Origin of the sequence: Candidatus Uabimicrobium helgolandensis, assembly GCF_041508025.1 — a bacterium.
In the GTDB taxonomy this organism is placed as follows: Bacteria; Planctomycetota; Uabimicrobiia; order Uabimicrobiales; family Uabimicrobiaceae; genus Uabimicrobium; species Uabimicrobium helgolandensis.
Window position 1 is genome coordinate 6197772 of sequence record NZ_CP165719.1, and the last position, 26719, is coordinate 6224490.

Sequence of the window (26719 nt, forward strand, 5' to 3'; positions counted from 1 at the left end):
CAAAAGTAGTTACCCGTTGAATGCAGGGCTTTATTTTTATAGCGCGGCGCGACGAAGGCGCGCAGCCGTAGCTGCGTAACAGAGGAGCAACAAAGCTAGAAAATTAAAGAACAAAATGCCAATGGGTAAATACTTTTGGCAGGTCACTTAGTTGTTAACAACGCAATTTTTTTGTGTGTAAGTTTTTCAATTCTTCTACTAGTTCCTTTGTTACCGATATAAGACATTAAACAAGAACGCTTTTTGTTTAAAAATTGGTTAATCGATTTTAGAGGTCTACTGAGACTCTAGATTTTTTTATTTTCTAATGATGATACTCGTACATAAATGATCACGCTTGGCTTTTCTTCCTTAGCTTTTTTTTCTTTTTCCTCGAATACAATTATTGTTCCCGATGGGAGTTGTTTTCCTTTTATCTTTTTGCCAATGACGATAAGCTGTTAAATAAGTTATTGAATTCTTTGTCGACACGTCTTAATTTACAAGTCATTTTAAATAATTTGTGTTCAACTCTATTAGGGCGTTTTTTCGAGCCCGAGCCCGTTTCCGAGCCCGTTTCCGAAACTTTCACTGACAATTTATCAAAGAAGCAAAGTTTCTTTTTCCATCGCAAAAAACTAGTATTGAACCAATAAATCACTTTCTGTCGCTCTCAAAGAGTTTTCGGGCGCGGGCTCGCAAACGGACTCGGGCTCAATACTACTGGCGTATCATTAAATGAATCCGTTATATTTTTATCTGTATTGAATGATGACACGCCCTAACTACAGCTGATAATTTATTCCAAACTGCTACCAATTCTTATTACATACCTTTAGGAAAAAGTTTGTAAAAAGGTTTAATATTTTGCCCATTTCGCGAACGATCGATTACTGCAAAGATAACTTTGGCAAATATCCCTGAGAACGAGCTTAGCTCCTGATGAAACAATTCTGCTATCATATTGCTATCGTTGCGAAAAACTCCACACCCCCAGGCCCCTAACACTATTGCCTCATTTTGATGAAATGCTGCAATTGTTAAAACCTTGCGAATGCGATTTTGCATTTCTTCGCGAATGTTTTCATTCGATTTTCTCTTGCGCATTGCACCTGCATTTACAGCGGGTGCGGTAATAAATGAGCACAAGTATGGTTTCTTTAACAAAGTGCCATCGTCGCGTTTAAAAACGGGAACTTTTGGTGAGTATAGAGCGTAATTACTATAAAACGGATTGTTACGCTGACGGTGAAATGTATACATACTATTATTTACAATACACGGATGCAGTGCCGATGAGCGCGCTAAAGATTCCTCTTGAGCACGCGCTCCACTTCGAAAACCACCACCGGGGTTTTTGGCCGAAGCGAAGTTAAGAGCCGCGACGCTAAAGTTTTCTTCTGCAAGTCTCTCAGTTGCGCTCAATGTCGTTTCATTCATTACCGTAACTTCCGTTTGTTGTTTTTTGATATCACCTACTTCTAGTGGATCTTTATCTGGTGGATAAGAACAAGTGTTTATAATCGCTTCTTGCATTTGTGAACCAATAAAAATATTTTCGCCATCAATAATGTAATAGCCACGTTCTATTATTTTCATTGTTTCTTCAGCGATTTCTGCTGCTGCTTTTCTATTTATATTCATTTCTATTACCATTTTCATCAAAACAGTGAACATTGGTGTTTGTATAGTCCAAATGTATACTTTCTCCGCGTTTAGCAGTGAAATCTGCTGTGGCTTTTACCATACAACGCTTATTCGCTATTTCCACATCTAAATAACGGCATTCTCCCATGAGTTGATTGGTAACAACTTTAGCTTTAAGACTATTTTCTTTTGCTTTTGTTATTATTTCAAATTGATGAGGGCGTATACCAATTGTCATGGTTTTTTGGGTATAGTTTTCGAGAGTTTGTTGAGGAAGCATAAAGTTTGTACCTTCTACATTAATACTTCCACCATTAATTTCTCCTTGCCATAGGTTCATTGGTGGGCTACCAATAAAAGTGGCAACAAATAAATTGGCTGGTTTTTGATATACTTCATCAGGACTAGCAAATTGTTGCAATTTGCCGCCATTAAAAATCGCAATGCGGTCCGACAAAGACATGGCTTCTTCTTGATCGTGAGTAACGTAAATCATTGTACTTTGTAAGTCTTGATGTAGGGTTTTTATTTCACTGCGCATATGGACTTTTAAGGCGACATCCAAATTGGAAAGTGGTTCGTCAAATAGAAAGACTTTTGGTGTGCGCACAATAGCGCGCCCTAGCGCTACGCGTTGGCGCTGTCCCCCTGAAAGTTCTCGTGGAAAACGATGTAATAATTGTGAGAGTTCCAAACGTTTGGCGGCTTTTTCTACTTGCTGTTTTATTTGTTCTTTCTCTATTTTACGTGCTGCTAATGGAAAGGCAATGTTATCAAAAACATTTAGGTGTGGATAGAGAGCATAACTTTGGAAAACCATTGCTATATCGCGCTCGCTGGGAGAAGCGCGCGTAACATCTTCGCTGTTGAACAAAATTTTTCCCGATGTGCACGTTTCAAGACCCGCAATCATATTAAGCGTCGTTGATTTTCCACAACCTGAAGGGCCGAGAAAAGTAACAAATTCACCATCATTTATAGTAAGATTGATTTCTTCAATGACAACAGTTTTTCCAAATTTTTTATGAATGTTTTGTAGTGTTACACTTGCCACTATAAGTCTCCTTATTGTTTGACTGCTCCCGCAGTTAATCCAGATAAAATACGTCGTTGAAAAAAGAACATCAAACACACAAGAGGTATTGAAACGAGCACACTTGCTGCTGAGACCTCGCCCCACGGTTGATGATATTGACCTTCATACAAAGTAATACCAACAGGTACAGTACGCGCTAATTCACTAGAAGTGAAGCAAAGCGCAAATAAAAATTCATTCCAGCAAGCAATAAACACCATAATTCCTGTTGTCGCTAGCGCTGGACCTGCTAGAGGGATATAGATTTTGCGTAAAATTTCAAAACGAGAAAGACCATCAATAAGTGCTGCTCGTTCTAACTCCTGAGGAATTTTCTGGAAAAAACTGGTCAAAATCCACAGCGTTAAAGGTAAAGCAAATGTAGCATAAGGAATAATCAGCGCCCAATAAGTATTAAAAATACCTGATTTGCGAATCATGACAAATAACGGAGTTACTGTTGCAATTTGTGGAAACATCGAGATAGAAAGAACTGACATAAGAGCCAGGGATTTCCACCAAAAATTCAATCGCGCTAGCGCATAAGCTCCCAAAGCGCCAATTACCAAGCAAAGAGTTGTTGTTACTGTTGCAACAATAGCACTATTCAATAAAAATTGCCCAAATGGCAACAACTCAAAAACCGAACGGTAGTTGTCGAGAGTTGGATTTACAGGTAAAAGAGGTGGTACACTTAGTAATTCTTGTTGTGGTTTAAATGAAGAGATAACCAACCACAAAAAAGGCGCAATTGTATATATAATTAATACCGAAATCAAAGCATAAAAGCTCATTTTAGATAGAATTTTTTTCATTGCGAACTCTCCATTTTCTTACCTAATAGTGACAAATACACCAAAGAAATAGCAAAAATAATTGCAAAAGTAACAAGAGATAAAGCCGAAGCATAACTAAGATCTCCTGCGCCTATTTTTTCATGTATATATATCGAAAGAGTTTTTGTTGATTCTGCATAAGCGGTCATTGCATATACCACATCAAAAATACGCAACGAGTCCATAGTGCGAAACAATAATGCTAATAAAATTGCTGGACGAAGTAGTGGCAAAGTAATGTGCACAAAAGTATACCAACTTGAAGCTCCATCTACCTTTGCTGACTTATAAAGATCTTTTGATATATTTGTAAGACCAGCTAACAATAGAATTGCCATAAATGGTGTCGTTTTCCATACCTCAGCAATAATAATAGAAACAAACGCAGGGCCTGGATCAATCCAGTTGATTTTATCCCAACCAAGACTCATCAGAAAATAATTGGCAATTCCTCCTTCGGTGGCAAAAATCCATAACCACATCTTTCCAGCAACAATCGTTGGTAAGATCCATGGTAATAAGATAAGTGCGCGTATCGGGCCACGACCTAAAAACGAGCGCGATAGGGTAACAGCTATTATTATACCCAAGATGAGCTGTAAAGTAACCGCAACAATGGTTATTGCCAGAGTATTAATCAGTGCATGCGTAAAATGAGGGTCAGAAAATATACGCGCAAAGTTATCTAGGCCACTTGCCATCCAACGTTGAGGATGCATGATGTTGGCAATTTCTACTTGATAGAAAGATAAAAACAGTGCGTAGAGTAGTGGTAATATCGCAACAAAGAAAATAATAATCATCGCTGGTGCTAAGTAGGTAAGAGCTGTTATATTTTCTTTGAATGAACCCTTAAAGACCATTAGTAAAAGAATAAAACTAAAAAGACCTGCCATCGTATAAAAAACAGGTATAGCAAAATCTTGAGTACTTTTTGCTTTGGGGTGAAAAATGGCATCTATTTCTTGTGCCGCGTCATTGGCAACTTGCTGTGGAGTTTTTTGATTAGTAATAAGTAGAGAAATTTCCCGTTGTAGCACATGCGAAATTTGTGGATATAAGTGCGTTACAGGTCTTGGTTCTGCTTGCAAAAATACTGGTTTTAAGCTGCGAAAAAAAGGATTTTTTTGGAGAACATCTTTGTCGTTATATAAACCTAGGAGAGTTGGATTGCGCGATAAGTATAGAGCTAACTGTTTCTGTGCTCTAGCACTAGCTAAAAAGCGCGCCAATTTTGCTGCTTCTTTAGGATACCTAGAATAAGAGCTCACCGCAAGTTGCCAGCCACCAAGAGTGGCAGACGGTTTTTCATTTACTAAATGTGGAGAAGGAGAAACACCTATTTTACCTTTTAAATTGAAATTTGGATTTTCAACAAAAGACCAAACATAAGGCCAGTTGCGTAAAAAAAGCGATTTGCCATTTAAAAAACGCATGCGGCTTTCTTCTTCATCAAAATTGTTTATTACTGTAGGAATAATTTTTTGCTTATGAATGAGATCGTGAATTTTTTGCAACGCCGCAAGGCCTTTTTCATCATTAATAACAACCTTGCCATCGCGAACTACTTCTCCGCCACAACCTCGTAAAATTTCAAGAAATGCGCACACTAAACCTTCATAATGTCTACCTTGGCAGATAAATCCGTATTCTAACGGACTATTAGGATTGGCTTTTTTTTCTTCAGGAACAATTTTTTCATAAGCTTGCTGCATTTGCTGCCAAGTCCAAGTTTTAGGAATCGGGATATCATATTTTTTTAAAAGATCGGCGCGATAATACATAAGTCCAGCATCAATGTACCACGGAAGAGCAACCATTTTATCTTTATAAGTGCAACTTTTAATTGTTGCTGGTAAAAACTTTGATTTCTCTTCTTTTGTTAAATGAAATGGAGCAAGCCAGTTAGCATGAGCAAATTCACTAACCCATATAACATCAATAACCATCAAATCAATATCCCGCGCACCACCACCGAGACTAGTTAGATAATATTGATGCTGTTTATCGGTAGCATTGGGTAATTCGCGTACACTTACGCGAATGTTGGGGTTTTCTTTTTCGAAATCTTTAAACAATTGAAAAAGTGCTTCGCGTTGTGCGCCAAGAGTTTTTCCTTGGCTAAAGATAATTTCAACAGGTTCTTGCGCATGCACACTTGCCACAAGGCATAATGCAAAGCACAAAATTTGTATTAATTTATACACGATTAACTCCAATCGCTGTACTACAAGTATTTTGTATTTTAAAGAGATATGTTCCAGAACGTACACACCTTGCTTATTTTTTTATGTTTACCAATTGTTTTTTTGCATCTTCCATCAAATCTCGAAGATTTTCGTGATAATCTTTATCCATCGAGATAGCTTTTTGCCAATTATCTAGCGCTTGTTGGTATTTTTTTAACTTATAATAAGCGTTTCCACGATTTACATAAGCATTGGTAAAACTGGGGTCTAGTAGAATTAATTTTGAGAGATTTTCAATAACATCATTGTATTCCTCTGCAGCAAAGTGTGCACTGCTTTTACTATAAAGAACATCTATATTATTGGGAGCTATTTTGAGAACTTGACTAAAATCATCTATCGATTTTTCGTATTTTTTAATATCAGAATAAAGCAAAGCTCTATTTGTGTATGCCTCCAGGTTTTGCGGTTCAATTTCAATGGCCTTTGTATAGTCATCAATCGCTTCCTTGTAACGCTCTAAAGCATAATAACAATTTCCGCGATTGTAATACCCAGGTTCGTTATCATCTTCTAATTCGATTATTTTTGTAAAATCAACAATAGCTTGTTCATACTGTTCAGAATCGAAATAACTAATACCTCGGGAATTGTAAGCATCAAAATTTTGTGTATCGATTTTTATAATTCTCGAAAAAATAACAATAGCTTTGTTATATCTTTGTAATTGGTGGTAACTTTCACCACGCGTAAATAGGGCATCAATATAGTGTTTATTCAATCTTAAAGCTTTACCAGTATCGCGAATAGCTTTTTTGTATTTTCCACGTGCGAGGTGATTTTTAGCGCGATTTGCATAGGCATATGCTGCACTAGGGTCTAGTTTTATAGTTTGAGTAAAGTCTGCTATTGCTTCCAAATAACGCTCTAATTCATAATAAAGAGAACCTCTATTGTTGTATACTGAAGGATCTTCGGGAATTATAACCAGTAGCCTTGTCAATTCTTCAATAGCCTTTTCTATTTCATTTATTTGCCGGTAGATATACGCACGATTCCTATATACCAAAGGATCTTGTGCATCTATCTTTTCTACAGCAGTAAAATCGCGGATTGCATCATCATATTTTAATAAATTCATATGGCTAATAGCTCGTTGAAAGTACACTTCTTTAGAATTTATACCCATTGCGATAACTCTGTTACAGCAATCTATTGATTTTTGATACTCTTCTCTTCCTAAGTATTCTAGAGCCTTTACCATAAGATCTGTTGTTTTGTGTTGCTGTTGTTTATTTTGTGTTGTTCGCGAAATTGTAAAAACAAAAACAAGTACAACAGTCGTTAGTAAAAGTATGCTCTTTTTTGATTTTTCTATTGAAAAAAGATTTTTGAAATATGAAAATCGATTCGATTTTTCTACTTTATACAAACTATTCAACATTTTCTCTGTAGAAGAAAAACGACGTGAACTTTCTTTTCTGAGAGCGACTTTCAAAATATTTGCTAGAGCGTATGTATTTGGATTATTATTGCTACATGGTAAAAGAGGTAATTTTCGATGAATAATTTTATCCATCGTCGCGATAGCACTACCAGCATAAAACGGAGAATCCTTCATCCAAGCAAAGAATTGATAAAAAACAATCGCTAAGCAAAATACATCTGTATTTTTTTTTATTTTACCGTGGATCTGTTCTGGACTCATATAGCTAGTTGTGCCGATAATGCCGTTTGTTTTGGTCAGAGTAGTGAGCTCGGCATTGATAGATTTTGCAATACCGAGATCTAAAATTTTAGGTGTGTAGTCATGAGTAATAATTATATTAGATGGTTTTAAATCGCGATGAACTATTCCTTTTTTATTGAGAGCAACAACTCCTTCGCATATTTTTACTGCAATTTCAAGTTGCTTAGAGAAATCAATACTTTTGGTGTTATTGCGAATTAGTTCTTCTAAAGTAATGCCTTTAACATACTCCATTACGATAAAATAACGATTATTCGCATCAAAAAAATCAATGGCTTTTACTATACTTGGATGATTCATTTCGCTGAGAAAGTTATATTCGCGTTTTATTCTTCGTATCATTTTACCTGAAGATTGAGGAAGAAAGCACTCTTTGATTGCAACTTCCTCATTTGTTTGACAATCCATGCATAAAAAAACTCTTCCCATACCACCTTGCCCAAGTATTTTTTTTATAGAATAACGACTATTTAACATTGAAATTCTTTCTTAGGCAACGGTAAATGGAGGTACTATATATTCAGATATTTTTGGACTATTTCACTTGTCTGTTTTGCAAAAAGTGGACGGCTTACATCACTGTGAATTGTCCCTTCGAGACGATGACTTTGGACTTCTTTTGCCAATTCTCTTAAGCGTTTTTCAGAATAATCGCCGCGCTTTTTTTCTGAACGTATGTAAATAATTTGTCCATCATAATATTGAGGTCGATATTTATCTCCAATAATACGGAGTTGATCACGCATTTTTTTCTTTAGTTTCGCGCGCGGGTCTGAAACTTTATTTATTTTACGCTCTATTTTTCTTTTCACTCGTTTTATTTTTTTAGAAATGAATTGAACATCACCCTTGGCAAGATGCTTTAAAAATTCACCTGCTTTTTGCATATTTATTATTTTGCGTTTACCTTTACCTGCCTCGTGTATTTCTTGGGTTTTGTAATCTTCCATCCCTGGGATATTTATTGCATCCATAATAAAAGCTAGGTTTATCTTATCTCCACGCTTGTGGAGTTGGTAGGCTACTTCAAAAGTAACAAGTCCTCCCATACACATTCCACCAAAAATATATGGCCCTGATGGTTGAATTTCTTTTATTTTTTCAATATGGTAGCTTGCTGTTTCTTCAATAGAAGCGTCAACTGCTAACTCATCAGTACGAATAGTGTAAACTGTTTTTTTGCCATCGAGGTGATCAGACAAATGACGGTAACAAATAGGGTCCACATGAGGAGCATGAACTAAAAACACAGGAGTTCCGTCTATTTTGCTATTCATTTGGATAGTTTGTTCCTGAGGAACGTCATCTTTATTGTCAATTGCTGAAGCCAAACGTTTAATCGTTGGATAACTTAAAAGTAGAGAAATAGGAAGTCCTTGATGATCGTCACTTTCCATTCCAACTACTTGACGTATTTTATCCATAAGAACTATTGTTAGTAGAGAATGCCCACCTATATCAAAAAAATTGTCGTTGATCGAAATTTTATCTAGTTTCAAGACATCACACCAAATACTAACCAATTTTTTTTCTAGCTCTGTTGTTGCTTCAATAAATTTGCTTTCACTTAAAATTTCGTTTATTGTATAGCCAGTTATTTCTGATCTACTTGAGATAATCACTTGTTGATAAGAACTTGTTGCCATTTTTAGCAAGGCTTTAAATCCTTCGTTATTGGAAATACCGTTTTGAGCATCGCTGCGAATGAGTTCATTTATGTCACAAGGAATACTCGCTGAAGTCGGTAGAGGAAGTTCTTTCCACACATCCCAATCAGCAGAAATAATTTTTAGATTGGACTGCGAATTCTTATGAGCAAAAGCATCGAGATAAGCGCTTGCGGCGCAATAACCAGCTTGCCCATATCGTCCAAGTAGCGAGCTCAACGACGAAAACAAGATAATATATTGCGCATTTCGTTCTGCAAAAATATCCAGTAATATTTGAGCACTATCTATTTTAAATTTGTATTTCTCGTCTATAATATTAGGTGTTGTTGTCAGTGCAAAGTGTTCTCTAGCTCCTGCACAATGTATTACTCCGTGAACGCTTCCTAGCTTTTTATGTATTTCATCTGCAATTTCTTTAACTTGTTCGTTGTTATCTAAACTACTTTCAAAAATAGCAACTTCTGCACCAAGTTCGTCTATTTGATTTAAGGATTGTTGGACTTTTTCGCTGATGTTGCTGCGATTTCTTGTAGTAATCGCAATTTTGGCTTTTGCTTTTTTTGCTAAAGATAAAGCGATATTCAAACCAATATTACCCAAACCCCCAGTGATTAGATATACTTCACCATCCTCAATCATTTTTTCACTTGCAATAACTGGTTCATAATCCATGGTATAGCGATTTTTATTCGCGTAAACAACATTTTGTGCTGGTAAACCATGTTCTAATTCATGAAGTATTTCATTGCTTAGTGGCTGTTGTCCTATATCAATACATGCGTAACGAAGTCCAGGATATTCGAGAGGCAATACTCGAGAGATTCCAGTAATGGCTGCATTTTCAGGACAAATGTTTTGGGCATTTCCAATAGGAAAGACATTTCTACAAATAATAGCTACTCGCATTTGCGATAGATATTCTGCAAAAGACTTTAGAGTAGTCGTAAAAAATCTAATATCTGGGTGTGCATAGAGAATATTTGTAAAATCAAAATCTAAACTCTGTAAATGTTTGATAAGTTGCGCGTGGTGGCTTTCACTTTGAAAATCGATAGTAATATTTTTATCACTGACACTAAAATTGCTACCCGGGCTAACCGAAATGATGTTGTCATTGTCTTGAAACTGCGGCTCTTCGGCAAAAAGTAAGTATAATTTTTTATCCGTTTCTATCTGCAGTAGTTTTTCGCTTAACTCCCACTTAGGGGTAAATAAAAAGCGCTGTTTTTTATCAAGCTGCTTAAGAGTTAAATAATCAGTTTTTCCAGTACTTGTTGTTGCCAAAGTAGAAATTTTGTACATTTGATGAGGAATCATATACTCAGGTAAAGATAATTGTAAATATTCGCGAATATCTTTTTGCACGAGTTTTTTATCACTGACAATGTAAGCTTTTAGAATATCATCACTAAAAATAACGGCCGCATCACTAACTCCTGGTAATTTGCGGAGAGCAATTTCTATTTCTAAAGTATTTACTCTAAATCCTCGTATTTTAACCTGGAAATCGGAACGACCTATTATTTCGACCTCATCATTGTCATTTATTCGTGCCAAATCTCCTGATTTATACAAAATTGGTTCTGTAGAAAAGGGGTTTGGTATAAAACGCGAAGCGGTTGTTTTGGGATCATTGTAGTAATTCCTGGCGATTTCTTCACTCGCTACGTACATTTCGCCAATAGTTCCCTTGGGAAGTTGCTGTAAATTTTCATCAAGTATGTAAATTTTATTTGTTCCTGTTGGTTTACCAACAGGAACATTTGCAGGATAATTTTCTAAATTTTTTGGCAATAAGTTTAGCATTATTCCAGAAGTTGTTTCTGTTTGGCCGTAACCGTTGTAAAAAAGTAAATTGGGCATTAACTGTTGCCAGTCTTCGACAATGTCAACGGATAGCTTTTCACCTGAGGCAACCATTTTATTTAATTCGCAAGAATTAAGAAGATCCTCATATTGAGGCTTTGCCAAAACTTGTGCACATGTTTTGCAGTAGGAAGTTACTAAATTTAATATCGTAACATTTTGCTCTTTTATAACTTGAAATAACTGTTGTGGATCTTTTATTTTTTGCGATTCAACAATGACTAAACTCGCACCAAGGCACAAAGGAGAAAAGATTTGCCGCAATGAAGCAACAAATGAAATAGAAGCAGTTAGACAACAAACATCTTTTTCGTCTATTGGATAAGCAGCGACCGCCATATTTGCCAAGTTACGATGATTCATAACAACACCATTGGGCTTACCAGTTGAGCCAGAGGTGTAAATAATAAAGGCCCCTTGCTCTGGGTCTATAGTAGGAAAATCTACATTTTCTTGTTTTTCTGTTTCGCCCATAATTTGATTGATATTAAGTATTTTAGAGGACAACTCTTCTGGTAAATTTGCAACCAAATCATTCGTTGTTAGTATAGCTTTTGCCTTGTCTGTTACCTCTTCTAATCTACTAATCGGAAAATCTGGATTTGCAGGGACACATACCCCACCTGATTTCAAAATAGCAAAAATAGCTACTAAACTTTCGATAGTAGGTTTAGCAAATAAGATTACCGGTGTTTCTTTGCCTACACCAGCTGTTATCAAATAAGAGCTCATTGCATTCGATAGTTGGTCCAATTCTTTATAAGAATATGATTTATTTTTGTAAAACACCGCTTTTTTTTCTGGTATTTCTGCAACGTGTTTTTTGAATAAATCTATACTATTTGATGTTATAGCTACTGTCATGTTTGCCTCTATTTATTATAAATGATTTCTCAAAAATGCTTATTTACTACCATCTACTTTGTGTAGGTGTTGACTTGTTTTTCTAAGTCATCAAAAGATGTTTGTATATTTTGTTTTTTTTGCTGGCGCCAAGAGCAAAATAGTCGAGTTTCCTGCTCTATCTCTTCTGTCATGTTCTTGATATCGCTCGCACCTCCAGGTGTTTTTCTTTCTTTAATCAGCAGAGTAGGGTCTAAAAGTTTTTGTAAGTCATCACTACTTATCTTGGGTTCAATCTCTTGCTCTTTAAGAACTTCATGTATAGTTGCTAACTTGAAACTCGTTTCATTACGCTCAATTGCACGCCTTACAATTACTCCTACAGCTCGATGTGCTTTGGTGTAGCTAATATTTTCTTCTAACATTAAAAATTCAGCTAAATCAGTGGCAAAGCTAAAACTATTTTCTACTCTTTTTGCAAGTAAATCAGTATTGACAGTGAAAGAGTCAATGATTTTTGCTAAAAGCCTCAACGCTTTTATACCCGAATCATAACTTTCAGGTGTTTTACCGTAGGCAAAAATCCGATTATCTGGTTGTCCAGAAGTCCCTTTTAATGCAGCTCCAAGACTCGATGTCTCTCCAACAAGCCATCCAGTAAGGCCCCTGATATAAGCAAGACCATATGGATTTTTTTTCTGAGGCATAATCACACTTGTTCGACAATGCTCATCCGCTAATTCTACCATTGAAAATTCTTTTGAATTCCAAATTTGCAATTCTTCAACAAAGCGATTTAAATTCAAAAAAGAAGTCACAAGCAAGCTATGCAACTCATATGCAATATCAGGTCTCCACATCGCATCTCGGGTGTGGCGCGTTAAACCATCAAATCCTAACAACTCTGAAAGCCTATGTCTATCTAAAGGGATCTTTGTTCCATTTACTGATCCTGAGCCAGCAGGACTTTGATTTAAACGACCAAAATGTTCCTTGATACGGCTAAAATCTCTAACAACAGGATAGAGAAATGTCAGTAAATAATGACTCAGATTTGTTGGTTGAGCATGTTGCAAATAAGTAAAGTCTGGCATGATAGTATCATGATGACATTTCACTTGTTTTAAAAAAGCTTTCGCTACATTTGCAATTTCTTCGGCAAATATGAGCAATTTCTCGCGCATATTTAAAATATATCCAATAGTTGAACATTCGCGACGCGCACGTCCAACATGAAGCCAACCTGCATTTTCGCCAATAATTTTCTTTAAAACTACTTCTCTGTTAGTGTAAGTATCGCCAAAGCGAGGAGAAAAATCTTCCGGCATATTATTATGTAATTTTTGCAAGCCACCTAGTAGTATTTTACCAACATCCGCATCTATTATCTTTTCTTCTATAAGAACAACAACATGTGCTAAGTCAGCATATGACATTCCATCGTACAAATAATTCGCGTCTTTTAATTCAAAAGCGTAAGCAGAATCTATGAGTTCCTCTGAAGGTGGAACCTTTATACGGTCACCCTCTCCACGTATATCAGTCATTTTATTTTTCTTTTTGTACAAAGTCCACTACGGTATCACCACGTAGCCCTAAACGAATAGTTTCTAACGAAATCACTTCATCGTAAGCAATATTTCCTAAATTAACATTACTACCAAACTCTTTGATAAACCAAACTTGTTGTGCTTTCTGTGGTGCTTCAAATACAATATTTGAAATATCGGTACTGGCTAAAATTTCTTCTATTAGTCCTTTGCGAATTTCACCAGAATTACGGAAAACCCCCACTGTTCCACTTTCTCGTCCTTCTGTCACAATTTTATAGGCACCGGCTTTTAAAGTATTTTTTATTTCTTCTACCCATTTGAAAGGAGCAACAACTACTTCTGCGTCCTTACTACCAATTTCAGAGAGGACTTTGAAATCTTTCGCAAAAAGTTCTACATACTTTAGTTTTTCTTTCATTGGAATACTTACTGATCCATCAGAAACTTCAACAAATGTAAGTCCAAGATCCTTCATCCACGATTTCAAATCTTCTACTTTGTTTTGAACATAAGCACACTCAAAAATCGTTCCCCCCAAACACACATCTATATCAGCATCTCTATAACGTTGTATTTTTTCAGAAAGATTTTGGGTAATATAACTAGTTCCCCAACCTAACTTGAGAATATCAATATACTGCGCTGCGGAAGAAATTAGGTCATCTACGGCATTAAGACCTAAACCTTTGTCAAGAACATGAGTGATTCCTTCATTACGCACCTTAGTCGTTCGTTTTGGTAAATCTAATTGAAACATTTTTTACTCTTTCTTGTATAAAAATCGCTAGGGATATGTCCTATTCAAAACAGAAACCGCGCTCTAAAAGTATTCGACTCAACTCCGTTCGGCTTTTTTCAGGGTTTTGTGTAGCAACTCTACGCGCACAGTGTTCTAACCAACCATATTCTTTAGAAGAGGCTTGTTTTTCTTTTATGGTATGTTCTTTTGGAAAATGCCTATTCTCATAGATCCCAGACTTAGCCATAACATCATTATATTCGTGCATTGCCTTTTTCACAGCTTCTCCGTCATAACGATTTTCAAATAGAACGCCTGATAAAGGTAAGCGCGCTTTAGGGGGGTTTTTCTTGCGAGGAACTCCAACACAAAGTCCAAAAATGGCAAATACTTTTGGTGGTAACTCTAATATTTCGGATATCTTATCTACATGATTGCGAATACCACCTATCATACAAATTCCGTACCCTAAACTTTCTGCAGCAATAGAAGCGGTTTGTCCTGCGAGAGTAGCATCGACACATGCCATGAGAAAAGATTCTAAAAATTTTGCTTGGTAGTACTGATAACCCTGCTCCTGTGTTGCTATTTCCATTTTGTTTAGATCAACACAAACCGCAAAAAAAAGACTTGCATCACAAATAAATGATTGCCGAGAACATAACTCTGCAATCCTTTTTCTTTTTTCAGGATCTTTTATTGATATAAACGAATATGTTTGTAAATTGAAAGAAGTAGAACTTCGCTGCGCAGCCTTTACAATTTGATGTTCTTCTTCAATAGAGATTTTTTTTGTGTTATCATACGATCTTACTGAACTGCGATTTTCTAAACAGTGAAATACATTTTCTATCTGATTCATAACTTTGTCCAATGATTATCTATTTTACAATTGTTTTGACTAGGGCAAGCTAACACGCTAATTCTTACGCAAATTTTAAGCTGCACGGTTTGTGTTAGGTGAATTGACAAAAGGCGTGTTTTACTATTTTTTGTAAAACACATCCAAGCTACATTTATACCAAGATTTTTTTTTCTTGCAAGAATTTCTTTGGGGTTTTGTAATTGTACATAACCTACCAAAAGTTTTTTCAAATTGACGTGTCAAAAGAACAAATATCAATTGAGTAACTAATAAACATAACAAATATGCTAAAATATAATAACAGAAAATCGTTTATTTCAAATTAAATACAAATAGGAATGTTTATGTTAAATAATCAGATTTTGATGGGTTGTTTTCAGCCATGGAAAACGCCGAACCAAGAATTACAAGTATCATCAAATCTTGTCACAGTAAAACTCATCACTTTTAGAAACAGTATCTATTGTTTCGACAAAGACAGACTCTTCGATCCTAAAATCCTTGGGTTAGATTACATATGGAAATGCTCTCAATATGTTTGATGATAAAAAATTACCCATATTTGACGGTCATAATGATAGTTTACTGCGCTTTTTTTACAAACATCGCGAACGTAAATCTTTTTTTAATCGTCACAACTTTGGGCATATCGATTTTCCTCGTATTAAAGAAGCTAACTTCATTGGCGGTTTCTTTGCTCTATTTGTTCCACCTATAGAATCACCAAATACGCAAAAAAATAAAAGCAAAAGGCCTCAGTTATCACCACCTATAGAGATGAACTACGCATACAAAAATATATGCGCACAGCTAGATTATCTAGACACTATTGCAGAACACCAGCAAGTTTTCTTAGTAAAGAAATCTCAAGATTTACAAAAGTGTTACACAACGTCTTCACTAGGAGTTGTACTACATCTAGAAGGTGCAAGTGCTATAAAAGATTTTTTAACCCTAGAGTACTTTTATCAGCGTGGCTTACGCTCCTTGGGATTAGTATGGAGTCGTGCCAATAAATATGGAGTAGGAGCGCCTTTTGCTTTTCCTCATACACCTGATATTGGTCCTGGACTAACACCCCTAGGAAAAGAGCTTGTTCACAAATGTAATGAAATGGGAATTGTTGTTGATTTAGCTCATCTGAATGAGCAAGGATTTTGGGACGCAGCTAAAATATCATCAAAGCCACTTATCGTTACTCATAGTGCTGTCCATGCAATATGCCCATCATCGCGCAATCTAACCGACAGTCAAATAAAAGCGGTTGCTGACTCTGGTGGTGTCATAGGAATAAATCTTGGAGTAATGTTTATACGCCGCGATGGCAAAATCAAAGCCGACACATCTATAGAAGATATTGTGGCGCACTTTGAATACATCATCAACCTTGTAGGCGCACAACATGTCGCATTTGGGTCTGACCTAGATGGCATTTATATTTCTCCACAAATACAAGATGTCGTGGGCCTACATAAAGTTTTATATGCGCTAAGGGAAAAAGGCTACAGCGCAGATAGCCTACAAAAAATAGCTTACCAAAATTGGTTTCGAGTTCTCAAAGACACTCTTGTCAATTAGCTAACTAATAAGAAGATAAGTCTATTTCTTTTTTAATCCTTCGCGAGCTTGTTCTATGTAAGGTTTTACTTTGTCCACTTGTCTATGATTAAGAGAAATCGTCTTTTTAAAATCTGCAAGCGCAAGTGCATACGACTCTTTATTAAGATATAAAAAACCGCGTAAAAAATACGCAGAGTCTAGTTTTTCATCAAAAGTCACTGCCTGATCACAATCAGCTATCGCTTTTTCTGTTTCACCCATAAGAAGAAACATTCGGCCTCTGTTGAAATAGGCTTTAGCATAATCTTTCTTTTTTTCAATGGCCAAAGTATAATAATCACTAGCTTTTTGATATTCTTTTAAACCACCATAACAAAGCCCTATATTATAATAAGGATTTGCTGACTGCTCCCCCGCTGTTATTGATTTTTGATATTGTTCAATAGCTTCATTGTATTTCTTTTGCGCGTATAGTCTATTTCCTTCGTCAAAAATTTTCTCATAACGATATTTCACATAACTGCCGTGAGTAAAATTTTGCAAAAAAGCATCTATAACGCAGTAAGTAATAAGCCCTACAATCATTGCAATAACAACCTTTTCAATATAATCTGTTTTTGGTTTCCCAGTAACAAGGCTCTCTACAACTCTTATTCTGAACTGAGGAAAAAGACATAAGTTTTTATAAGCCTCATCTTGAGTGATTTTTTCTGTAGAGATAACATAATCTATCGCTTTATCAACACCTCTCTCTTCTAGTAAAGATAGAGCTTCAATGTAGTTTTTATTTTTCTTCATCTTTCGAAGTAGCATTCTTTCCTGTGAAGAGCTACTTGAATTTCTGGACCCTTTTGTTACAAACGAATAAATTGCGATGAGTAGCAATAGCCAAAATCCATGTGGGATAGTATAAAAAATAGGAGGAGAAGCATTTGACATGTGTTTTCTTATAAAAAGAATTTGATCATTACTAAGAGATCTGTATACGTGAGATTTTGTATTGTAAAAACAAAAAAAGCCATTTGTTGTCCAAAAATTGATATAAAAAAGTCCGTAGTAATCATAAGCATACGCGAGCACATCGTTATCGTGAACATCAAGCATATTTTTTACTTCTTCAGGTAACTCTGAGATACTAGTTATGTTTCCACCAGAAGTAAACAAAAATGGGATTATTTTTGCCTCTAAGTACAAAGGGCAAACAAATACTAATAGTATTATTACTGATAGCGTCTTCATGAAAACATCCTTAAAAGTAAGCTGGCAAGAGTCGTACTTGTTAAATAGAACGCTTAAATTTTAAGCGTAACGCGATGAGGGCGTAAAGACTTAGCAGTTTACTTAGTTATAATTTAGTTGTAATGCATTTTATTTTTACAAAAAAATGACAATTTTACTAGAGAAAGTTTCTATGCTAATGATATTCAATTAACGACTAACTTTTATGATCTACTTTTGTCTTAGAAGGAAAGCTCCCCCTTCAATTGAAGAGCGTAATAAATAATTTATGGAGAATATTATGAAGAGCAACATGGCACATTCAATTTCTATACAATCTCGTTTTCGCGGGTGTTTACTTGGATTAGCTGTTGGTGATGGACTAGGTGGTCGTTTCGAAGGTATGGACAGGCACTGGATTGCAAAAAGATACCGCACTCCACAACAACTTATTGAAAATCCTCCAACAACAACGCTTTCTTATACTGATGATACGCAAATGATGATCGGAGTTGCCGAAGCTCTTTACGAGGATAAAGAAATTATAGAAAAAACACTATGCCAAAAATTTGTAGTAAACTACGTTCCTTCACGCGGATATGGACGCGGTGCACGAAGAGTTATTGAAGCAATGGAAGATAACAAAGATTATCACGCAGTAGCTTGCAGCTATTTTCCCGGTGGCTCGTATGGAAATGGAGCTGCAATGAGAGTTGCTCCTGTAGGGTTATTTTTTTTAAATAACCTAGAGAGTGTATCTTCTCAGGCATATTTATCTGCCTTACCAACACACACTCATCAACAAGGAATTGAAGGTGCACAAATTCTTGCAGTAGCAATCGCGATTGCTTGTTCTATGAATGAGTGGAATAAATCTTTATTTTATGACAAACTCATACCTCACTGTCAATCTCCTGAATTTAACAAACAAATAGAGAAAGCACGGAGAATAACGTGCGTTGAAGACCTTATTATGTTAGGAAATGCTATTACTGCTATTGAATCTGTTCCAACTGCAATTGCTAGTTTTTCACTGAATCCTCATTCTTTTACCAAAGCAGTAGGGCATGTCATTCTTATTGGGGGAGATACTGATACAATTGCAGCCATGACAGGAGCACTTTCAGGAGCATTTTTAGGTATAGATGCCATTCCCCAAAACCTACTAAAATCTATAGAAAACGAAGGCAAAGGTCGCGATTATATCGATGGGCTTGCTAAAAATTTAGCCGATATGTATCAGTCTACTTGAGTCGTTGTCGAACCATGACTATTACTATTTTTTGCTTAAAAAGTATCACTCACGGCCTAACAATAGGACGCTTCACTTACTTGTTTTTGGCATATAGCCGCGCGAAGCTTTTGCTAATTTTCTTTCGATATAATCCGGCATCAAACGAGATAAAAGTCTTAATTTGCTAGCTTGCCCAGGGCAAATTTCTTTTTTACCAGATTTTAGGCCACTGATTGTCGCTTTTACTAGTTCATCCGTAGACAAAATATCAAAAAATCCATCTTCTGGTAAACGAGCCGTCATATTAGTTTTTACTGCTGGAGGAGCGAGTTCCACAACTTCAACTCCCTGGCTTTCAAGTTGATATCTAAGACTCGTCGTAAATGAGTGAATAAAGGCTTTTGTGGCACAATAAATGGGAGCTGACATCATAGGAACGAAAGCTAAACCCGACGAAACATTAATAATCGTTCCTTTATTTTTTTCAATTTGATTTAAAAACAAACTCGTTGTGAGAACAGTTCCCTTGACATTGATATCGACTTCTTTTGTAAATTCGACTAGACTTTCAGGCTTATTTAACAAGTTTCGACTTACAAGAACACCTGCATTGTTAATGAGAACATTCATGTCCGGGTGAATATTCTGAATACTTTGAGATAGTTCGGTGATTTGTTGTGGATCACTTCCGTCGCACTGAAAACACATAAGTTCGTTACATTCTGACTTGGCAGCGTCTAGTTTTTCTTTCGTTCTCCCAGTTATAAGAACTTCGTTGTCAAGTTCAACAAATTTTTTTGCAAGTGCTAGCCCAATTCCCGCACTCCCACCAGTTATTAGAATTTTGTTTCCTTGTAATTTCATGTACGCTCTCACTAAAAATTTTTAAATTAGGATCTGCTGATAATTAAGTTTGATTCCATTTCTCGAATTTTTTTATAATCTTCAAATACAGCCTTACGGTCTCCAGATAAAGCGACAATGCCAATACTTGTTAGGTAATCGATAGTCTGAGGAACAGAGTCACCATTCTTAAACCAAATGTGGCTCTGAAATAGAGTAGAAAGTTTTGTTACATCATTAAAAACTTCAGCATTTGTCACAATTCCGCCAGTAGAAGATCGAAGAAAAACTGGAACCACGGTCTTCTTTAATTTGTAATTCTTGTTGGTAATATCACCATCAATATAGGCTTCTACAAGCTTATCTGCTTGGCTACTTCCTGTAGCTTCTCTTGCAAATCCAACTACTGGTCCTCCTGTCATTCTAGGGACAGACTCAATCAAGCGCGGTCCATTTTTGGTGAGCATAACTTCATTATGAGATGCACCCCAAAAAACACCCAAAGCATCTAACACTGTTTTTGTGTAATCAAATAGTTCACCGTAAACTTCTTCATCAAAAGGCACAAATTCTACGTGGTCGTAAATTGTTTCTCGTCCGTTAAACTCTATCTTATTGTATTTGATTAAGTGAGCTAAATAGTGTTTACCATTAGCACTTACCGTTCCAATGGAAAATTCAGGACCTATTGCAAGTTCTTGGATAATAACGGATTCGTTTAATTGACCAGTAATATTTGAGGGTTCACTTAAAATTTCGTTAAATACTCCTTTCCAATTTCCATTTTCTGAAATATGATAAACTTTTTCACTTCCAGCTGAAATTGGTGGTTTAATGATCAGCGGTGAATTTTCTAATTCGTTGTTTTTTAACCAAGAATCTACCTCTTTTTCGGAAGAAGTATCAAGAGTTTTTAAACTTGAAATCCCAGCATTGTGTAGGGCTTCTTGCATATGTGCCTTATGAAGACGGTTTAATAATTTTTTGGAGTCATTTGCAAAATTTGGGGTGAGTTTATCAGCAAGTTCATTGGCAAGAGGAACTCCCTTTTCTGCCCCAGGAATAAACCCAAGAGGATTGTACTTACTTAAAATTTCAGCAATATTGTCTTGCACAGAAATAACTTCTGAAAAATCACTGGTGTCGACTTCGGTTCCAAATCCAATTCGTTCCTTTATTGGCTTAAAAGTTAAGGCAATTGTGGGTATGCCGCGGGCTTTAAATGCAGGAGCAAGCTCTATACCTGAAGAACGTGGATCGACAATTACTATAGGATTATTCATTATGAACACTTTCTTTTTTAAAACGTTTCATTAGTAAAATTTGGCCCACTAAAACAATGAATAACACAGCTGCTCCCCAAAGAGGAAGGGTCTTTTCATTGAAACCAGTTGCAATCATTATTCCCCACAAAGCCGTCCCCATAGACCCACCTAGCCCTATCGCAGAAGAATTAAGAGCAGAAAGAACAGCCTTTTGTTTTTCGTAAAGCCCAAAAAGCACATATTGCTGAGGAGTAACTGTCGCCCAGCCCATAAGACCCCATAAAAAAAATGGAATTAATCCTAAATAAGGAATTTGAACTAAATAAGGCATACTTATAAATATAGGCACTAAACAAATAAGCAGGAAAGCCATGACGCCTTGGGGGTTTTGAGTTCTATCGACAACAGATCCGATGAATAAGCTTCCTATAAAACCACCAAAACCCCATAGAAGTAAAATTGTGGGAAGAGAATGCGATGACTGCGAATGAATTACTGAAATATATGAATATAACCCCGTTGTCGATAAACATGTAAAACAAGTTACTCCAATAACAGCAAGCACATTTCTATCCAATAAAAGTCGAAATCTTTCAGCAGTAGAGGATGGTGCTGAAGACTTGATCTGCGCTTTTTGCATCGAAAAACCAATGAGAACGATCAAAGCAAAAGCGGCAACACATCCAATAGAGTATTGCCACGCAAATTGTTGAGAAATATAAACTCCTATCGGCACACCAAAAACGACACCTGCACTATTAGCTCCCCAAATTAAGCTCAAAGTTTTTCCTCTTTTTGCAGGGTCTCCTAGTTCGATCGCGATACTTACTGCTAGAGGATTAAACAAGCCTGCCCCTAAGCCCGTAATAATTCGGCCAACTATGAACAAAATAATATTTTCGGCGCACAACGTAAGAATATTTCCGAGAATAAAAACAAGTAATGCTATTTTAAGAGTCTGTTTTGCCGATCGATTAGAAAAGATCATGGAAAAAACAGGTGCCGAGATAAGGTAAGTTAAACTAAAGGCTGTAATTCCTTGACCTGTAACAGAAATGGATTGGCCAATAGTTTTTCCAATGCCAGGAAGAAGCCCTGCAATCATGAAGGCACTACTACCCATGGTAAACATACCTAATACGAGAAAAACCAGCTTTTTCAAAATTAAATATCCTTTCTAATCATAAATAACCTCACTTATAACCATAGTGAAACTTACGTTATAAATGAAGCGTAAGTAGAAATAGAGAGCAAGATAAAACAAAATAATCTATATAAGGACCGTATTATAGACGATGCTACTTGGAAAATACAAGTTTACTCTTTAAAGTTAACATGGCAATTCAAAAGATTTTTCAGCGTGATATATTTGTTGCAAGTGACAATGAATTTAAACCACGCTATACCGAATTAAAAATATTTCTCAACATTATGTGCTCATTGATTTACTTGCGATTGATCACTGGTCATTCTATCCTTGTGTAGGTATAAGTTTTTTAAATTTTGGATTTTTTTGCCACGCTTTAGTAAAGTTCTCTTTGGCTTTTCCCCACTGTTGATGCTCATAATAAATTTTGCCTTGAGTAAAGTAAAATTGTCCTTGTGGAGATAACTGAATCGCGATATTTATTAGGTCGATTGCTTGATCTAATCCACCTGTATTTGTAGCTCTTTCATAAAAAATTTGCGCAAGTTCTTGTTGCATCTCCGGTGCGTTTTTACGAATCCATTTTAACGACTTCACCGGATTTAGTGTAATAGCCATTTGTAAATGATCTAACGCTAAACGTGGATTCTTTTGATAATACATCTTTCCGGTTTTGAGACAATTCTGTGTCGTTTTAGGATCGAAAGCTCGTACATTTGTATTTCGCAAATGAGTTTTTGTTGTGATAGCAAAATTTTTACTATTGACATGAACACCAAAAAGTTGGTGACATAATGCGCTAGGGGATTCATTTAATAAACGAAAGATTGTTCCACCATTTATGTCGCGACGAAAATTGAATTGCAAATTTGGTTTCTCAAACGTCACTCTATTTTTTATCCAACGAGGGTTGTTGGGGTAGCTCCAATTTGTTTCAAAACTCCATAGGTTTATCGTTGGGTCAGTAGAACTAGAAACAAGCACTTTGTCTTGAGGATGGAATGCTAGCGCGAAAATATTTTCGATTTGCGGAAAATGTAATGTGTGGAGATGGATACCACTTGTGGCATCAATAATGCGAATTTTACCGTCACTGCAGGAACACGCGATGATGTTACTGTCGTGTAAAAATGTTAAACGCCACACCCAGGCGTTATAACGCAGTGTATGAATAAGAGTCCCGGTTTCAGCATTCCATATTCTTACTGTACTATCTCCTGAGGAAGAAGCAATGAGCTTTCCATCAGGACTAAAAAAAGCCCTCGCAAACCAATTACGATGTCCAGAAAGACGATGTATCTCACGGTAATTTTGTGTATTAAGAACAAGAATATCTTCGCTGATGAGAACTATTTTTTTACCATCATGACTGTATGCAGCGTTGAAAAAAGGTAATTTTCCGGTTATCTCTTTTATTACTTTTTTGGCTTTTATATCCCAAACCTTTGCCGTCGCATCAGATGCTGCAGAAAGAAGATACTTATCATCAGGAGAAAACTGCACTGTAGAAATAATGCTATTGTGAATAGCAATTTCCTCTATAAGTTCCAAACTACTAGTATTCCAAATCTTAATTTTCAGATCATAGCCACATGTTACAAGTAAACTCCCGTCAGAATTGTAGTTGGCGGTCGTCACCTTAGCTTGATGATTTAGTTTTCCTTGTAAAGAGAGAGATTTGTAGTCCCATAGTAATATTTCTCCGTTTTTATTTGCTGAAACGAATTGTTTGCCATCGGGTGCAAAAGCTATGGACGTGACTACTTTGTTGTTGTGATGTAGTTTCGTAAGCAATTTTTGACTACTTAGATGCCATAGCCTTAGTATACCGTGCTGAGAAATGGAAACGATTTGTCTACCATCTGGATGTAATGCAATTCCCTGAACAGCTTTATCATCAGCAATAAATTTGCGTATAGGTTTACGGTGACTGACATCCCAAAAAATAATTTCACCATCCGCAGCTCCAGAAACTAACAAATCACCATTAAATTCTAAAGAAGATACGCTAGAAGAATGGCCACTGACCTCGGTTAGTAACTTGCGATTTTTACAGTCGTATAACATAATAGTATTTTTGCGAGAACCAATAGCTAGCAGTGAACCGTCGTGATTGTAACTAACAGCTGTTTGGGGGATATAGAGAGTATCAAATATATAGTTTTTATCTTGTTGTTTTGATGCTGATAAAAAATAAAACAATATTTCCGTACCTGATATACACGCTAAGTGATTTTTACCGTCAAAATCCATAGATGATATACTTTTGGAGTGTTGAAAAGACACGCGATTGTTTTTTTTATCTAAATCATAGACTTTCAGAGTTTTATCAAGAGAAGTTGTCGCCAGTAATTTTCCCTGATTGTCAAATTTTATTGCTGAAACAATATTACGATGTTGTTTTATAGTACGTATGATTTTTCCACTATATATATTCCACAGTGATATCTCTCCTTCACAATTCCCAACAGCAAGTGTACTTTTATTCGGATGAAACGCTAACGCTGTTACAGAAGTATAATTGCTATCTGTATTTTGATACAACGTACGAATGAATGCTCCATCATTAATGTTATAGAGGTTAACAGCTCCCGATTTACAACCAACAGCAACAATTTTGCCTCCAGGATGAATGTCAATCAAATCTACTGTTGTCATGTATTGCGCTATTTCTTCGGGCAAGTCAATCCTTTTTAAAGAATGATTGTCTTTTACGGCTGTTTCCCACACTAAACCCATTCCATGGAGCGCACTGCGCGTAATTGTCAGAGCATTTTGTTTTAGAGATTGCATATGTTGCGGATGTTCTTGAGTGATTTCAAGTGCTTCACCTGCTAACGCTCCTGCTTCTCGCCAGTAGCTTTTTGTTAATTGTTCCTTGGCTCGCGACAATAATATATTGACAGATTTGTCAGCAATTGTATAGTTCGCTTGCAGTGTTTTGTTCCATTGAAATAAGCAAAATGCTGCCGCAGCAGAAATAAACACAACCAAAAGTAGGGTGGTGATAGATGCTACCTTGTGGCGTTTAATCCACTTCCAAGTTTTCTTTACACTTGTTGCTGGCTTCGCTTTTATAGGGCGATGGTGCAGCATGTTGTCGAGATCGTCGCGTAAGTCTTTTACTGTTGCGTAACGATGAGCAGAAGATTTTTCCAAACACTTGAGACAGATTGCTTCTAGTTCAACAGATATATCAGGGTTCATCAAACGCAGCGCAACTGGATCTTTATAGTGTAGTTGGTATATGATATTAAAATGATTTTCACCCTGAAATGGTGGACGTTTTGTTAGTGCTTCGTATAACGTTGCTCCCAAAGAGTATACATCAGTACGTATATCGATAGCGGCCCCATCAGCTTGTTCCGGTGACATATATGCAGGAGTTCCCATTTGTTGGCCAGTTCGCGAAATTTGATCGTCAGCGTGGAGTATTTTCGCAAGCCCAAAATCCATAACCTTTGCCGAAATATCATTTTTAATCATGATGTTACTAGGCTTTATATCACGATGAATAACATTCTGCTCGTGCGCATAGTGAATGGCATCGCACACTTGCATAAAGAGATGTAGAATATTTTTTATCGTTACTTTTTCACGAGTATAATACTCTTTGAAAGAATAACCCTCTATGTAATCCATAGTAAAAAAATTGCGATCGTTATGTTCTCCAATATCATGAACACAAATAATATGTGGGTGATTTAGCTTTGCAGTTGCACGCGCCTCGCGCATAAAACGATTACGCCCCTCTTCTGTATTTAAACTCAGATTTAGAATCTTGAGTGCTAAGGTGCGGTCGAGAACAGGATCATATATTTTGTACACATGCCCCATACCACCAGAGCCTATTTTTTCTTGTAGTTCGTAGCGCCCAAAGTAGTCATTCTCTTCATTACCATTCTCAATTATTATAGAAGGAGAAGCGACAAGTGTTTCATTAGAAAGATTTGTTTGTGGATCTTGCCGCGTGTCAACAACAGTTTCTTGCGTTTCTGTGGAGAAAGTAATTCGCGATACGACTTGTTTAGGTTTAGATGAAATGTCATTGATAGTTTTTTCTTCGGTATCAGTGTTGTTCACTTGTTGTAATACATCCCCAACAATAGACAAAAGTTCATCATCCTGGGTATATGATACATTCTTTTTTTCGAGTTTTTTCAAGAATGTTATCGCATTTTTATTATCCGAGTCAAGCTCTATCGCTTTACGAAAACTATCGCCGCTTTTCTGGTATAACTTACACCTAAAAAGCAAAGCCCCTTGTTTACAGTAAAATTTTGCCTGTGGTTCTATCGCGATCATTTGCTCGATAATTTTAAGTGCTTGTTGCCAGTTGTGTTCGACAAGACATTCGTTATATTTTAATTTTAAATTTTGAATTTTTTGACTCATCACTTCTCCACAATAACAAAGTTATAAATGCTTTTATTGTTAGCT

General features: G+C 36.3%; 17 protein-coding genes. 3 read left to right on the forward strand and 14 right to left on the reverse strand.

Annotation, left to right across the window (positions count from 1 at the left end; all coding sequences use genetic code 11):
- Positions 1-804 precede the first annotated feature (804 nt).
- The 9 genes from UABHE_RS23000 to UABHE_RS23040 all read right to left on the reverse strand — a co-directional run bounded on the left by UABHE_RS23000 (position 805) and on the right by UABHE_RS23040 (position 15009).
- On the reverse strand, positions 805-1623 hold the full coding sequence (locus tag UABHE_RS23000) for a TIGR02452 family protein (protein WP_372365639.1): 819 nt from the start codon (positions 1621-1623) through the stop codon (positions 805-807).
- Positions 1610-2680 carry an ABC transporter ATP-binding protein gene (locus UABHE_RS23005; protein WP_372365640.1) on the reverse strand — a complete coding sequence of 357 codons (1071 nt, stop codon included), beginning with the start codon at positions 2678-2680 and terminating at the stop codon, positions 1610-1612. The genes UABHE_RS23000 and UABHE_RS23005 overlap by 14 nt, the downstream gene beginning before the upstream one ends.
- 11 nt (positions 2681-2691) lie before the next feature.
- Entirely contained in the window at positions 2692-3516 is an 825-nt protein-coding gene (locus UABHE_RS23010) for a carbohydrate ABC transporter permease (protein ID WP_372365641.1), read from the reverse strand.
- The gene (locus UABHE_RS23015; RefSeq protein WP_372365642.1) at positions 3513-5744 is read right to left on the reverse strand and encodes an extracellular solute-binding protein; all 2232 of its coding nucleotides are present in this window, start codon (positions 5742-5744) and stop codon (positions 3513-3515) included. The genes UABHE_RS23010 and UABHE_RS23015 overlap by 4 nt, the downstream gene beginning before the upstream one ends.
- A gap of 73 nt (positions 5745-5817) precedes the next feature.
- Positions 5818-7953, reverse strand: a complete 2136-nt coding sequence (locus UABHE_RS23020; RefSeq protein WP_372365643.1) for a tetratricopeptide repeat protein — start codon at positions 7951-7953, stop codon at positions 5818-5820.
- A 35-nt stretch (positions 7954-7988) separates the two neighbouring features.
- Complete coding sequence (locus UABHE_RS23025; RefSeq protein WP_372365644.1) at positions 7989-11876, reverse strand: amino acid adenylation domain-containing protein; 3888 nt, start codon at positions 11874-11876, stop codon at positions 7989-7991.
- A 53-nt stretch (positions 11877-11929) separates the two neighbouring features.
- Entirely contained in the window at positions 11930-13402 is a 1473-nt protein-coding gene (locus tag UABHE_RS23030; RefSeq protein WP_372365645.1) for an argininosuccinate lyase, read from the reverse strand.
- 1 nt (position 13403) lies between these two features.
- On the reverse strand, positions 13404-14165 hold the full coding sequence (locus UABHE_RS23035; protein ID WP_372365646.1) for a phosphosulfolactate synthase: 762 nt from the start codon (positions 14163-14165) through the stop codon (positions 13404-13406).
- 40 nt (positions 14166-14205) lie between these two features.
- Positions 14206-15009 carry a nitroreductase family protein gene (locus UABHE_RS23040; protein ID WP_372365647.1) on the reverse strand — a complete coding sequence of 268 codons (804 nt, stop codon included), beginning with the start codon at positions 15007-15009 and terminating at the stop codon, positions 14206-14208.
- A 347-nt stretch (positions 15010-15356) separates the two neighbouring features.
- On the opposite strand from UABHE_RS23040, the gene UABHE_RS23045 reads away from it, so the two are divergent.
- Together UABHE_RS23045 and UABHE_RS23050 are read left to right on the forward strand one after the other, a co-directional pair.
- Positions 15357-15554: a hypothetical protein gene (locus UABHE_RS23045; protein ID WP_372365648.1), complete on the forward strand. Its 198-nt coding sequence runs from the start codon at positions 15357-15359 to the stop codon at positions 15552-15554.
- Entirely contained in the window at positions 15547-16590 is a 1044-nt protein-coding gene (locus UABHE_RS23050) for a dipeptidase (RefSeq protein WP_372365649.1), read from the forward strand. Before UABHE_RS23045 ends, UABHE_RS23050 begins: the two co-directional genes overlap by 8 nt.
- 21 nt (positions 16591-16611) lie before the next feature.
- Here UABHE_RS23050 and UABHE_RS23055 read toward each other — a convergent pair whose 3' ends face one another.
- Positions 16612-17811, reverse strand: coding sequence for a tetratricopeptide repeat protein (locus UABHE_RS23055; protein ID WP_372365650.1), 1200 nt, complete (start codon positions 17809-17811; stop codon positions 16612-16614).
- 280 nt (positions 17812-18091) lie between these two features.
- Here UABHE_RS23055 and UABHE_RS23060 point away from each other — a divergent pair, with 280 nt between their 5' ends.
- Complete coding sequence (locus UABHE_RS23060; protein WP_372365651.1) at positions 18092-19042, forward strand: ADP-ribosylglycohydrolase family protein; 951 nt, start codon at positions 18092-18094, stop codon at positions 19040-19042.
- A 72-nt stretch (positions 19043-19114) separates the two neighbouring features.
- Here the strand turns inward: UABHE_RS23060 and UABHE_RS23065 are convergent, their stop codons facing one another.
- The 4 genes from UABHE_RS23065 to UABHE_RS23080 all read right to left on the reverse strand — a co-directional run bounded on the left by UABHE_RS23065 (position 19115) and on the right by UABHE_RS23080 (position 26674).
- Complete coding sequence (locus tag UABHE_RS23065; RefSeq protein WP_372365652.1) at positions 19115-19888, reverse strand: SDR family oxidoreductase; 774 nt, start codon at positions 19886-19888, stop codon at positions 19115-19117.
- Positions 19889-19914: 26 nt separating this feature from the next.
- Positions 19915-21150 (reverse strand): ATP-grasp domain-containing protein, encoded by a 1236-nt coding sequence (locus tag UABHE_RS23070; RefSeq protein WP_372365653.1) that lies wholly within the window; start codon positions 21148-21150, stop codon positions 19915-19917.
- Entirely contained in the window at positions 21143-22294 is a 1152-nt protein-coding gene (locus UABHE_RS23075) for an MFS transporter (protein ID WP_372365655.1), read from the reverse strand. The genes UABHE_RS23070 and UABHE_RS23075 overlap by 8 nt, the downstream gene beginning before the upstream one ends.
- 309 nt (positions 22295-22603) lie before the next feature.
- Positions 22604-26674 carry a protein kinase gene (locus UABHE_RS23080; protein WP_372365656.1) on the reverse strand — a complete coding sequence of 1357 codons (4071 nt, stop codon included), beginning with the start codon at positions 26672-26674 and terminating at the stop codon, positions 22604-22606.
- Positions 26675-26719: the final 45 nt, after the last annotated feature.